This window comes from Pseudomonas grandcourensis (assembly GCF_039909015.1).
Taxonomy (GTDB): domain Bacteria; phylum Pseudomonadota; class Gammaproteobacteria; order Pseudomonadales; family Pseudomonadaceae; genus Aquipseudomonas; species Aquipseudomonas grandcourensis.
This window is the reverse complement of record NZ_CP150919.1, coordinates 1,515,210-1,528,427: the sequence shown is the minus strand read 5'-3', so window position 1 is coordinate 1,528,427 and position 13,218 is coordinate 1,515,210. Positions and strand designations below refer to the sequence as shown.

Annotated in this window: 11 protein-coding genes and 1 riboswitch; of the genes, 8 read left to right on the top strand and 3 right to left on the bottom strand. The window is 62.4% G+C overall.

Annotation, left to right across the window (positions count from 1 at the left end; all coding sequences use genetic code 11):
* Positions 1–58: 58 nt before the first annotated feature.
* On the bottom strand, positions 59–751 hold the full coding sequence (gene ung / locus AABM52_RS06755) for a uracil-DNA glycosylase (protein WP_347911029.1): 693 nt from the start codon (positions 749–751) through the stop codon (positions 59–61).
* Positions 752–883: 132 nt separating this feature from the next.
* Between ung and AABM52_RS06750 the strand changes: the two genes are divergently transcribed.
* A complete protein-coding gene (locus tag AABM52_RS06750; protein ID WP_347911028.1) occupies positions 884–1,996 on the top strand; it encodes an enoyl-CoA hydratase/isomerase family protein in 1,113 nt (370 codons plus the stop codon).
* A gap of 67 nt (positions 1,997–2,063) precedes the next feature.
* Here AABM52_RS06750 and AABM52_RS06745 read toward each other — a convergent pair whose 3' ends face one another.
* Both AABM52_RS06745 and AABM52_RS06740 read right to left on the bottom strand, forming a co-directional pair.
* On the bottom strand, positions 2,064–2,483 hold the full coding sequence (locus AABM52_RS06745; protein WP_347911027.1) for a hypothetical protein: 420 nt from the start codon (positions 2,481–2,483) through the stop codon (positions 2,064–2,066).
* Positions 2,484–2,650: 167 nt separating this feature from the next.
* Positions 2,651–2,905, bottom strand: a complete 255-nt coding sequence (locus tag AABM52_RS06740; RefSeq protein WP_347911026.1) for a hypothetical protein — start codon at positions 2,903–2,905, stop codon at positions 2,651–2,653.
* Between the two features lie 282 nt (positions 2,906–3,187).
* Positions 3,188–3,288, top strand: a riboswitch (guanidine-I (ykkC/yxkD leader).
* 60 nt (positions 3,289–3,348) lie between these two features.
* On the opposite strand from AABM52_RS06740, the gene AABM52_RS06735 reads away from it, so the two are divergent.
* From AABM52_RS06735 to atzF, 7 genes are all read left to right on the top strand, one after another.
* Positions 3,349–4,416 (top strand): putative urea ABC transporter substrate-binding protein, encoded by a 1,068-nt coding sequence (locus tag AABM52_RS06735; RefSeq protein WP_347911025.1) that lies wholly within the window; start codon positions 3,349–3,351, stop codon positions 4,414–4,416.
* A gap of 15 nt (positions 4,417–4,431) precedes the next feature.
* Positions 4,432–5,247 carry an ABC transporter permease subunit gene (locus AABM52_RS06730; RefSeq protein WP_347911024.1) on the top strand — a complete coding sequence of 272 codons (816 nt, stop codon included), beginning with the start codon at positions 4,432–4,434 and terminating at the stop codon, positions 5,245–5,247.
* Positions 5,244–6,032: an ABC transporter ATP-binding protein gene (locus AABM52_RS06725; RefSeq protein ID WP_347911023.1), complete on the top strand. Its 789-nt coding sequence runs from the start codon at positions 5,244–5,246 to the stop codon at positions 6,030–6,032. The genes AABM52_RS06730 and AABM52_RS06725 overlap by 4 nt, the downstream gene beginning before the upstream one ends.
* A gap of 13 nt (positions 6,033–6,045) precedes the next feature.
* Complete coding sequence (locus AABM52_RS06720; RefSeq protein ID WP_347911022.1) at positions 6,046–6,771, top strand: urea amidolyase associated protein UAAP1; 726 nt, start codon at positions 6,046–6,048, stop codon at positions 6,769–6,771.
* Between the two features lie 11 nt (positions 6,772–6,782).
* Complete coding sequence (locus AABM52_RS06715) at positions 6,783–7,424, top strand: urea amidolyase associated protein UAAP2 (protein ID WP_347911021.1); 642 nt, start codon at positions 6,783–6,785, stop codon at positions 7,422–7,424.
* Between the two features lie 304 nt (positions 7,425–7,728).
* Entirely contained in the window at positions 7,729–11,376 is a 3,648-nt protein-coding gene (gene uca / locus AABM52_RS06710; protein WP_347911020.1) for an urea carboxylase, read from the top strand.
* Positions 11,377–11,401: 25 nt separating this feature from the next.
* Positions 11,402–13,180 carry an allophanate hydrolase gene (atzF, locus tag AABM52_RS06705; protein WP_347911019.1) on the top strand — a complete coding sequence of 593 codons (1,779 nt, stop codon included), beginning with the start codon at positions 11,402–11,404 and terminating at the stop codon, positions 13,178–13,180.
* The last annotated feature ends 38 nt before the right edge of the window (positions 13,181–13,218 follow it).

The following is a 13,218-nucleotide window of genomic DNA, read 5'->3' as shown; positions in this document are numbered from 1 at the left end:
CTCACTCCTACAGGGAACGCATTTCAATGTAGGAGTGAGCCTGCTCGCGATGCTTTTTTCAAACCGATGGAAGACGCCACTCGATCGGCGTCTCGCCATTCTGCTCCAGAAACTTGTTGGTCCGGCTGAAGTGCCCGCAACCGAGAAAGCCGCGATAGGCCGACAGCGGTGACGGGTGCACCGAGGTCAACACCAGATGCTTGGTGGCATCGATCAGTTTCTGTTTGCTCTGGGCATGGGCGCCCCACAGCATGAACACCAGGTGCGGTTGCTGCTGGCTGACCACTTCAATGACTCGATCAGTGAAAAACTGCCAGCCTTTGTCCTTGTGCGCATTGGCGTTGGCGCGCTCGACGGTCATGGTGGTGTTGAGCATCAGCACGCCCTGATCGGCCCAGCTCTGCAGGTATCCATGGTTGGGGATGTCGATGTTCAGGTCGCGCTTGAGCTCTTTGTAAATGTTCACCAGCGACGGCGGCGCCGGCACGCCCGGCTGCACCGAGAAGCACAGGCCATGGGCCTGGCCCGGGCCGTGATAAGGGTCCTGGCCGAGGATCACCACCTTGACCTTGTCCAGCGGCGTGGAATTGAGCGCGTTGAAGATCATTGGCCCCGGCGGATAGATCTCCTTGCCGGCCGCCCGCTCTTGTTGCAGGAAGTTTCGCAACTCTGCCATGTAAGGCTGGTCGAATTCGGCACGCAGTGCCTCCTTCCAGCCCGGTTCGAGTTTGATACGGTCGTCAGCAGTCATGGTTACATCCGGCAAAAACAATGGGGCGAACCCTAGGAAAGCGCATCACGCTTGTCAATTGATCTGATGCAGATCCGGCACTTTCCCACACAGCGATCATACTTAACCCTCAAATTCCCGATCGAGGTCACGATGAATCTGCACTTCGAAGAACTCACCGGCACCGACGGCGCACGCATCGGCATCGCCAGCCTGGATGCCGAAAAATCCCTGAACGCCCTGTCTCTGCCGATGATCAACGCCCTGCGCGACCGCCTGGAGGCCTGGGCCAAGGACCCGCAGATCGTCTGCGTGCTGTTGCGCGGCAACGGCGCCAAGGCCTTTTGCGCCGGCGGCGAAGTGCGCAGCCTGGTGGAAGCCTGTCGCGTCCACCCGGGCGAAGTACCGCCACTGGCCGCGCAGTTTTTTGCGGCGGAATATCGCCTGGACTTCAAACTACATACCTACCCGAAACCGCTGATCTGCTGGGGTCACGGCTATGTGCTCGGCGGCGGCATGGGGGTGTTGCAAGGCGCAAGCATCCGCATCGTCACGCCGAGCAGCCGCTTGGCCATGCCGGAGATCAGCATCGGCCTGTACCCGGACGTTGGCGCCAGTTGGTTTCTGTCGCGCCTGCCCGGCAAGCTGGGGTTGTTTCTGGGCCTGACCGGTGCGCACATGAACGGCCGCGATGCCATCGACCTGGACCTGGCCGATCGCTTCCTGCTCGATGAGCAGCAGCCGGAATTGATCGAAGGCCTGTTGCAATTGAACTGGCAGGAACAGACCCCCATGCAGCTCAACAGCCTGCTCAAGGCCTTGCAGCAGGAAGCCGTGGCACAGATGCCCGAAGCCCAGTGGCTGCCGCGTCGACAGCAGATCGACGAACTGCTGGATGTCAGCGACGTGCGTTGCGCCTGGAAGGCCATCAGCGCCTTGCGCGATCACACCGATCTGTTGCTGAGCCGCGCAGCCAGGACCCTGAGCGAAGGCGCGCCGCTGACCGCTCATCTTGTGTGGGAGCAGATCATCCGGGCCCGCCACCTGTCGCTGGCCGAAGTGTTCCAGATGGAATACACCCTGAGCCTCAACTGCTGTCGGCATCCGGAATTCAGCGAAGGCGTACGTGCCCGCCTGATCGACAAGGACCAGAAGCCGCACTGGCACTGGCCGGACATCAACAACGTGCCGGACACGGTGGTAGAGGCGCATTTTCACAAGGCGTGGGAAGGTCGGCATCCGCTGGCGGATTTGTCCGAGTACTAAAGTCCGGGCATAAAAAATGAGGGAGCGAGCCTGCTCGCTCCCTCAGGCATTGTATTTGACTGAATGATTAGCGGTGGTTACCCCGCCAGTTGTGATCGCCACGTCCGCCACGATGGTTGCGCCAGTCGTGATCGCGATTGTCATTGTTCCAGCCCCCGCGGTTACGGCCGTCCCAGCCATGGTTCTGATGCATTCGGTAATCGCCCCGATATGGCTGGTAATAGCGTGGGGACGGTTGATACATCCGCGGCTGCGAGTAATAGCGCGGTGTCGGCTGGTAATACCGCGCTGGCGGTGCGTAGTACCGGGGCGGCGGTGTGTAGTAACCGCCACCATTGGAGTAGTAGGAACTCCCCCCGGCGTAATAGGCTGGCGATGGCGAGGTATAGACCTCGGAACTGTAGTAACTGCCTCCTTCGTCGTAATAAGGCACGCATCCACCCAGGGACAATCCCAACACAGCTAGCAGAAGAATTCGGAGATACATAGCGGCCTCCTGGACCGCGGGTAAACCACACCAGCGACGCTGGCAGGCGACAGTCAAATGTTCGGTGACTGTCGAAATATCAGACACCGAATTCGGAATCTGGTGCGTCCTTGAAACAAGTAGAAACATCTGGCCGATGAAAGGTTTTTCATTCATTCACGCCCTGATTAACGGTGGCCACCGCGATATCCACCGCCGTGATATCCACCTCCGTGATACCCCCCACCGTGATAGCCGTGCCCACCGTAGTAATAGGAGCGATAGCCACCGTAATAACGCGGACCGTAGTAACCGGAGTAATAGGGCGAGTAGTAGCCGGGGTAGTAATAAGATCCCCCGTAGGGGTCGGCAGGACCGTCGTAGTAGTAGCAGCCAGACAATCCGAGACCGAGCACGGCACCAAACAACAATCGACGCAACATGGCGGCCTCCGTAAAGACCTGTGACAGCAGTCGGCACACACCGACTTACACCTGTTTTGACTGGAAATCCCCTGCCAAGTGCGACGTTGCACCCACCTTCTGATCAGCGGCGGACAGGTTCCAATGCGGTGCACCAGCGCACCATCACAAGGCAGTGCGTCATTCCAATCAACACCGTCGACCTCCCTGTCCCCCACGCTAGAGCGCTCGGGCCAACTTGGCACGCCTCTCGCTTTAGTAAAACCGTGCAGGAGTCACTACAGGTTCGCGGCACCACAATTTGCAATGGCTGACTAGGGTTCCGGCTCGCAATCGCGAGTGACTGGTCCGAGAGTTGGCGACCTCCAGTTGAGGTTACACGGCGGGACAAAAGCCCGGGAGACAAGCCACCGTTAGCGGTGCCGCTGCCTTCCTGTCCGTCCTTGATCAACTGGAGAACCACCATGTCCCAGCTTCGTTTACCCGCCCTGCTCGCTGCTGCATTCGCCGCCCTCGTGAGCTTCTCGTCCCAGGCTGCACAAAAAGACCACTTCAGCGTGTGCTGGACGATCTACGCCGGCTGGATGCCCTGGGAATACGCCGGCAGCCAAGGCATCGTCGACAAATGGGCGAAGAAGTACGGCATCAAGATCGACGTGGTACAGCTCAATGACTATGTCGAATCCATCAACCAGTACACCGCCGGCCAGTTCGACGGTTGCACCATGACCAACATGGACGCGTTGACCATTCCGGCCGCTGGCGGCGTTGACAGCACTGCGCTGATCGTCAGCGATTTTTCCAACGGCAATGACGGCATCGTGCTCAAGGGTGAAGGCAAGAAGGTCGCCGACCTCAAGGGCATGGACGTCAACCTCGTGGAATTGTCGGTCTCCCACTACCTGTTGGCACGGGCCCTGGATTCGGTGGACCTCACCGAGAAAGACCTGAAAGTGGTCAACACCTCCGACGCCGATATCTCGGCCGCCTTCAACACCGATCAGGTCAACGCCGTCACCACCTGGAACCCGATGCTCTCGGACATCAAGGCCAAGCCTGCGGTGACCGAGGTGTTCAACTCCAGCCAGATCCCCGGCGAAATCATGGACATGATGGTGGTCAACAGCGCCACACTCAAAGACAACCCGGCCCTGGGCAAAGCATTGACCGGCGCCTGGTTCGAGGTCGTCGAATTGATGAACGCGAAAAACGCCGCCAGCAAAGCCGCCCTGGAGCACATGGCCAAAGCCTCTGGCACCGACCTGGCGGGTTTCCAGGCGCAACTGGACACCACCAAGCTGTTCGCCTCTCCGAAAGAAGCCCTGGCGTTCAGCACCAGCAAGCAACTGCCGGAAACCATGCGCAAGGTCGCCGAGTTCTCCTTCCAGCACGGCTTGTTAGGCGAAGGCGCCAAGGACACCAGCGCGGTCGGCATGGCCTTCGCCAACGGCGTGACCAGCGGCGACAAGGGCAACCTCAAGCTGCGCTTCGACCCGAGTTACGTGCAGATGGCCGCCGACGCCAAGCTGTAATCAGGAGAACTGGCCATGCGCCTGATCAACCGTCACCCGGACCGCCCGAGTCGCCTGTTGCTGGTGATCCTGCCGTTCGCCTTGGTGCTGTTCGCCTACTTCATGGGCTCGGCCGAGCGACTGGCGGACAACCCCAACGACAAGCTGCTGCCCAGCGCCGTGCAGATGACCGACGCGGTGAAACGCCTGGCCTTCGTGGCCGACAGCCGCACCGGCGAATACCTGCTCTGGCAGGACACGGCGTCCAGCCTGCAGCGTCTGGCCATTGGCCTGGGCATCAGCGCCCTGGCCGGGCTGTGCCTGGGCATCGCCGCCGGTACCCTGCCGTTGTTCGGTGCGCCGTTGTCACCCTTGCTGACCGTGCTGTCGATGGTGCCACCGCTGGCGATCCTGCCGATCCTGTTCATCGTCTTCGGCCTGGGTGAGTTGTCGAAAGTGATGCTGATCGTGATCGGCATTACTCCGGCGCTGGCCCGTGACCTGGAACAGCGTGCCCGGGAAATTCCCGTGGAGCTGCTGATCAAGGCCCAGACCCTCGGCGCGTCTACCTGGACCCTGATGCTGCGGGTGGTATTGCCGCAACTGCTGCCACGCCTGTTGATCTCGCTGCGACTGTTGCTCGGCTCGGCGTGGCTGTTCCTGATTGCCGCCGAAGCCATCGCCTCCACCGACGGTCTCGGCTACCGGATTTTCCTGGTGCGCCGCTACCTGGCGATGGACGTGATTTTGCCCTACGTGGTGTGGATCACCCTGCTCGCCTGGCTGATGGATTGGGGGCTCAAGCAGCTGACCCGCCACGCGTTCCCCTGGTATGAAGGAGCGGCCAAATGAGCTTCATCACGGTGAAAAACGTCTGGCAGCAATACGCCGATCAGGTCGTGCTCGAAGGCCTCAACCTGTCCGTCAACGAAGGTGAGTTCTGCACCCTCGTGGGTGCCTCCGGTTGCGGCAAATCGACCTTCCTGCGCCTGCTGCTCGGCCAGGAACGCGCCAGTCGCGGCGAGATCCTGCTCGACGGCCAACCGCTGGTCGCTGAACCGGACGCCAGCCGTGGCGTGGTATTTCAGCGCTACTCGGTGTTCCCCCATCTGAGCGTGCTGGACAACGTCGCCCTCGGCCTTGAACTACCCCGTTCGCGTTTGCTTGGACGTCTGTTCGGCAGCGCGAAAAAAGAGGCCCGCGAACAGGCTTCGGTGCTGCTGCACAAAGTCGGCCTGGGCCACTCACTGGACAAATACCCGGCGCAGCTCTCCGGCGGCATGCAACAACGGCTGGCCATTGCCCAGGCGCTGATCATGAAGCCGCGGGTGTTGCTGCTCGACGAACCGTTCGGCGCCCTCGACCCGGGCATCCGCAAAGACATGCACGCCTTGCTCCTGGACCTGTGGCGCGAGACCCGACTGACGGTGTTCATGGTCACCCATGACCTGTCCGAAGGCTTCAGCCTCGGCACACGCTTGCTGGTGTTCGACAAGGTCCGCCTCGACCCGCATGCACCCGGCCGCTATGGCGCACGCATCACCTACGACATCCCTTTGAACAGCGACCGCCGCACCCACCGTGCCGCCGTCGACGCCCTGCCAGTGCAATTGGCGGGCTCACTTCGAACCGCTTGAGAGGGTTTTGCCCATGACTGATTCGACCCGACTGTTCCCGCCCTTCGCCGAGGAAATGCTCCCCGGTGGCGGCCATCGTTCCTTCGTGCTCAAACGCGGCCAATTGCTGCGCCTGACCGATCTGCGTGGCGGCGCCAACGTCAGCCTGACGTTGCTCAACGCCAATGAAAAAACCGAACGCCTGAACCTGCCCGACAGCCTCAAATGCCAACACACCGCCAAGCTCACCACCGGCCACTGCCTGTACTCGGACATGGGCCGCGTGCTGGCCGCCATCACCGCCGACACCTGCGGCTGGAGCGACAGCCTGGGCGGCGTGCTCTGCGCTGAAGAAGTGGCGCAAAAGTACGGCGCGGGGCGCTATCAGGAACTGCGCAACGGCTTCTTCCGCAACGGTACCGACAACCTGTTGGTGGAACTGGGCAAGTGGGGGCTGGGCCTGTCCGACCTGCTGATGACCCTCAACCTGTTCAGCCGCGTGAACGTCGATGAGGCCGGGCGCTTCCATTTCGTCGAGGGCAATTCCAAGGCTGGCGACTACATCGAGTTGTACGCGCCGATGGACACCCTGGTGGTGCTAACAGCCCTGCAGCACCCGATGGACCCAGCGCCGGAATATGCACCGAAACCGCTGAAGCTCAGCTGGATGAACGCCGACGCCAGCGTCGCCGAACACTGCCGCACCTCGCGCCCGGAAAACGAGCGCGGCTTCATCAACACCGACCGTTTGTTTGCCTGAGGATCGCTGCCATGTCACTCGCAATCGCCACCGTTCCACAGTCGCCTGAAACGGCCGTCTACCGCGCCACCATCCCCGCCGGCGAACCCTGGCTGATGGAGGTCAAGGCCGGCCAGACCCTGCGCATCCTCGACCTTGAGGGCAACCAGGCTGTCGACACCTTGTTCTACAGCGTTGCCAACCCCAGGGAGCGCTACGACGTGCAGCGCACCCTGCGTCGGCAGAACAGCGTGTACCTGAGCACTGGCAGCGTGCTGTATTCCAACCTCGGCAAGCCGATGCTGACCATCGTCGCCGACACCTGCGGGCGTCACGACACCCTGGGCGGCGCCTGCGCACAAGAGAGCAACACCGTGCGCTACGCCCTGGAAAAACGCTACATGCACAGCTGCCGCGACAACTACCTGCGCGCCTGTGCTCACGATGGCCGCCTGGGCAAGGGCGACATCGGGCCGAACATCAACTTCTTCATGAACGTACCGGTCACCGCAGACGGCGGGCTGACTTTCGAAGACGGCATTTCGGCACCGGGCAAGTACGTCGACCTGCGGGCCGAGATGGACGTGATCGTGCTGATCTCCAACTGCCCACAACTGAACAACCCCTGCAACGCCTACAACCCCACTCCTGCGGAGCTACTGGTATGGAACTGAAACTTTCGCGGTTGCGGCGTTGGTTGTTTGCCCTGTGTCAGGCCCGTTCCGGCCAGTGCCTCAAGAAGTAAATACACCGCATCCCAACTGTAGGAGCGAGCCTGCTCGCGATGGCGGAGGGTCAGGTACATCCATTTTGAATGTGCCGACGCTTTCGCGAGCAGGCTCGCTCCTACAGGCGATCGGCAGTGTTGCGAAGTGAACTGATTTTTCACCGGGGACGGCCCCGGTGCATCAAGAAAAACTGCGGGACGGCCCGCATCCCAGTCGAGGCTGATGCGCCATCGCCTCCGGGGGTTATGCCATGTTCGAAAAAGTCCTGATTGCCAACCGTGGCGCCATTGCCTGCCGCATCCTGCGGACCTTGCGGGAGCTGCAAGTGCAGGGCGTTGCCGTGTACTCCGAAGCCGATGCCGCCAGCCTGCACATCCTGCAAGCCGATGATGCCCACAGCCTCGGTGAAGGTGCAGCGTCTGGAACTTATCTTGCGGTGGACAAGATCCTCGCCATCGCCAAGTCCACCGGCGCCACCGCGATCCATCCCGGCTACGGCTTTCTCTCGGAAAACGCCGCATTCGCCGAAGCCTGCGAGGCCGCCAACATTGCCTTCATCGGCCCGACGCCCGAACAACTGCGGGTGTTCGGCCTCAAACACACCGCACGCGCCCTGGCCAAACAACACGGCGTGCCGATGCTCGAAGGCACCGAACTGCTCGACAGCCTCGATACCGCGCTGCTGGCCGGTGAACAAGTCGGCTACCCGGTGATGCTCAAGAGCACCGCCGGCGGTGGCGGCATCGGCATGCGCGTGTGCCGTAGCGCGGCCGATTTGAGCGAGTCCTTCGAAGCGGTCAAGCGCCTGGGCCAGAACAATTTCAGCGACGCCGGAGTGTTCATCGAGAAGTACATCCAGCGCGCCCGGCACCTGGAAGTGCAGGTGTTCGGCGACGGTCACGGTGAAGTGATCGCCCTCGGCGTGCGTGATTGCTCGGTGCAACGACGCAACCAGAAAGTCCTCGAAGAAACCCCGGCGCCGAACCTGCCCGACGGCATGGCCGATGAGTTGTGCGCGGCGGCGGTCAAACTGGCCAAGGCTGTGAATTACCGCAGCGCCGGCACCGTGGAGTTTGTGTTCGACAGCAAGGCCCAGCGCTTCTACTTCCTGGAAGTGAACACCCGTTTGCAGGTGGAGCACGGTGTCACCGAACAGGTGTGGGGCGTCGATCTGGTGCGCTGGATGGTGCAACTGGCGGCCGGCGATCTGCCGCCCCTGAGCGATCTGGTACAGGGTTTGAAACCGCAAGGCCATGCGATCCAGGCACGGTTGTATGCCGAAGATCCGGGCCGCGACTTTCAACCGAGCCCGGGCTTGCTCACCGCCGTGGATTTCCCGGTGGCCAATGGCATTGAGCTGCGCATCGACACCTGGGTCGAGGCTGGCTGCGAGATCCCGCCCTACTTCGACCCGATGATCGCCAAGGTCATCAGTTGGGCGCCGACTCGCGAAGAGGCTACCGCGGATCTGCATCAGGCGCTGGGGGCCAGTCTGCTCTACGGCGTGGAAACCAACCGCGATTACCTGCGGCAAATTCTGCTCGATGCGCCTTTCGCCAGCGGCCAGCCTTGGACCCGTTGCCTGGAAGGACTGGTCTATCAGGCCAACACATTCGAGGTACTCAGCGCCGGTACGCAAACCAGCGTTCAGGATTATCCGGGACGTCTCGGTTACTGGGCGGTCGGCGTGCCACCATCGGGGCCGATGGACAGTCAGGCGCTGCGTCTGGGTAACCGTTTGCTGGGCAATGACGAAGGCGCGGCGGCGCTGGAAGTCACCATGAGCGGGCCGTTGCTGCGCTTCAATTGCGAAGCGGTGGTGGCGGTGACTGGCGCGGTGATTCCATTGTTGCTCAACGGTGAAGCCGTGCCGATGAACACTGCGCTGTTGGTCGCCGCAGGATCCACCTTCAGCCTCGGCACCATTGCCGGCGCGGGCGCCCGCAGCTATCTGTGCCTGCGTGGCGGCCTGCAAGTGCCGGACTATCTGGGCAGCAAAAGCACCTTCACCCTCGGCCAGTTTGGTGGTCACGGCGGTCGCGCATTGCGAGCCGGCGATGTGTTGCACCTGCCAGCCCTGAATGACCGCAGTGCCGGCCGGCAACTGGCTGGAGAGCAGGTTACCGAGTTGCCGGCAGTTCGGCGGATTCGGGTGATCTACGGCCCCCACGGTGCGCCGGAATACTTCACGGAAAACTACATCGGCACCTTCTTCGCCACGCAGTGGGAAGTGCATTTCAACTCCAGCCGCACCGGCGTTCGCCTGATCGGGCCGAAGCCTGAGTGGGTGCGTGCCGACGGTGGTGAAGCCGGTTTGCATCCGTCGAACATCCACGACAATCCGTATGCGATCGGCGCGGTGGATTTTACCGGTGACATGCCGGTGATCCTCGGCCCGGATGGCCCGAGCCTTGGCGGGTTCGTGTGCCCGGTTACGGTGATCGAGGCGGACCTTTGGCAGTTGGGGCAGCTCAAGGCTGGGGACAAGGTGCAGTTCTCCCCCGTCGACCTCAAGACCGCCCGCACCCTGGCCTTGAAATGGGATCCCTCCTGTAGGAGTGAGCCTGCTCGCGATGACGGCATCACATCCGACATCTCTGTGACTGAAACACCGCAATCGCGAGCAAGCTCACTCCTACAGGGAATTGTGTCGCCTGTTGTATTGGACATTGGGCAGGACGATACGCGGTTGGTGGCGCGCCTTTCCGGCGACACCCACCTGCTGCTGGAAATCGGCGCCCCGGAACTCGATCTGGTCCTGCGCTTCCGCGCCCACGCCCTGATGCAGGCGCTGGAAAGCAAAGACCTGCACGGCGTGATCGACCTGACACCTGGCATCCGTTCCCTGCAAATCCACTACCGACCCGAACAACTGCCGCTGTCCGACCTGCTCGGCATCGTCGCTGGCGAATGGGACGCCGTGTGCGCCGCCAAGGACCTGCAAGTACCCTCGCGCATCGTGCATCTGCCGCTGTCCTGGGACGACCCGGCGTGCCAGTTGGCCATCGAAAAATACATGACTACGGTGCGCAAGGACGCGCCGTGGTGCCCGAGCAACCTGGAGTTCATCCGCCGCATCAACGACCTGCCGAACCTCGATGAAGTACAGCGCACGGTGTTCGACGCCAGCTATCTGGTGATGGGCCTGGGCGACGTCTACCTAGGCGCACCGGTCGCCACCCCGCTCGATCCGCGCCATCGCCTGGTGACCACCAAGTACAACCCGGCGCGCACCTGGACCGCGGAAAACTCGGTGGGCATCGGTGGCGCCTACATGTGCGTCTACGGCATGGAAGGCCCCGGTGGCTATCAGTTTGTCGGGCGCACGTTGCAGATGTGGAACCGCTACCGCGAAGTCGCCGCGTTCGATGGCAAACCCTGGTTGCTGCGGTTTTTCGACCAGATCCGTTTCTACCCGGTCAGCGCCGATGAATTGCTGCGCATCCGCCGGGATTTCCCACTCGGGCGCTTCGACCTGAACATCGAGCACAGTCAGTTGAACCTGGCGGATTACCAGGTGTTCCTGGCCCGGGAAGCCGCGACCATCGACGCGTTTCGCGATCAGCAAAAAAACGCATTCAATGCCGAGCGCGAACGCTGGATCGCCAGTGGTCAGGCCCATTTCGACAGTGAAGAACTGGCCCCGGAGGCCACCGAAGATGCACCACTGGAAAACGGCCAACAGAGCGTCGACAGCCACATCGCCGGCAACCTCTGGCAGGTCCAGGTCGAAGCCGGCAGCCGCGTCGCGGCCGGTGATGTGCTGGTGATCCTGGAGTCGATGAAGATGGAAATCCCCGTGCTTGCGCCAATGGCCGGCGTGGTGCGCGAGATTCGTGTGCAACCGGGTTCGGCGGTGCGCGCCGGGCAGCGCGTCGTGGTGCTGGAACTTGACTGAACCCATGTTGAAAAGGACTCATGCCATGAATATCAATCTGCAACTCGACGCAGTGCGCGGCGCTTATCGCGACGGCCGCACCACGCCACGGCAATTGCTGCTGCAACTGCGGGACAAAGCCGCCGCGCTGAACCCGGACTATCACCTGTTCATCCACTTGCTCAGTGTCGATGAACTGGAGCCCTACCTCGCCGCCCTCGACGGTCGCGACCTCGACAGCCTGCCGCTGTATGGCGTGCCGTTCGCGATCAAGGACAACATCGACCTGGCGGGCATTCCGACCACGGCGGCGTGCCCGGCATTTGCCTACGTGCCGGAGCGTTCGGCGACCATCGTCGAACAACTGCTGGCCCTTGGCGCAATCCCGCTGGGCAAGACCAATCTTGACCAGTTCGCCACGGGGCTCAACGGCAGCCGCTCACCGTACGGCGCGTGCCCCAACAGCGTATTGCCGGAGTATCCCTCGGGCGGTTCCAGCGCCGGATCGTCGCTGGCGGTGGCGCTCGGGGTCGCGAGTTTTGCGCTGGGCACCGACACCGCCGGCTCCGGGCGCGTGCCGGCGGCATTGAACAACCTGGTCGGCCTGAAAGCCACCAAAGGCCTGATCTCGACGGCCGGCGTGGTTCCGGCCTGTCGTACGCTGGATTGCGTCACCACCTTCACCGCCACGGCGCGGGAAGCCAGCCAGTTGCTGGCGCTCACCGCGCGCCTCGACCCACGGGACGAATACAGCCGCAGTAACCCGCTGTGGAACGACGGCTTGGCGTTCGGCACACCACGCCCCTTCCGTTTCGGCGTACCCCGTGCACAGGACCTGCAATTCTTCGGTTGCCCTGAAGGCCCGCTGTTGTTCGGTGATGCTATCGACCGCCTCAAGGCCCTGGGCGGCGAAGCGGTGGAACTGGACCTGTCGCCGTTTCTGGAGGCCGCACACTTGCTCTATGAAGGCCCGTGGGTGGCCGAGCGCTACAGCGTGGCCGGCGAGTTGATGGCGCAAAACCCCGAGGCCGTGTTGCCGGTGATTCGCGCCGTATTGGCCAAGGCACCCGCCGTCGATGGCGTGCAAACTTTCCGCGCCCAATACCGCCTGCAAGCGCTCAAAGCCCTGTGCGACACAGCGCTGGAAGGCCTGGATTGCGTCGTCACGCCGACCATCGGCCGCCCGGTGACGCTGGCGGAACTCGAGGCCGAACCGGTGCTGCGCAATTCGGAACTGGGCTACTACACCAACTTCATGAACCTGCTCGACTACGCAGCTGTCGCCGTGCCCAACGCGTTCATGGACAACGGCATGCCCTGGGGCGTGACGCTGTTTGGCCGGGCCTTTACCGATCAGTATCTGTTGAGCGTCGCGGACGCCTTGCAGCGTCAGCAAGGCCTGGCCGCGCCTGCACCGGCGACGGTTGCCCGCCATGATCGGGCGCGACTGGTGGTCTGTGGTGCGCATCTGGACGGGTTGGCGTTGAACTGGCAGCTCAAGCAGCGCGGTGCCCGTTTGGTGGAAACGACATTCAGCTCACCCGATTATCAACTCCATGCCCTGGCCGGCGGCCCGCCGTTTCGTCCGGGAATGGTCCGCGTGAAGGATGGCGGCGTAGCGATTGCAGTGGAAGTCTGGGAGTTGCCGAGCAGCGAGTTGGGTTCGTTCCTGACCGGGATTCCGGCGCCACTGGGGTTGGGCAAGGTGCAACTGGCGGACGGTCGCTGGGAGAGCGGCTTTATCTGCGAGGCGTATGGGCTGGAGGGCGCGGTGAACATCAGCGATTTGGGCGGGTGGCGTGCGTATCTCAATACACTGGCATAAACGCCAGGCTCACGAGCAACACTGAACCTGTGGGAGCG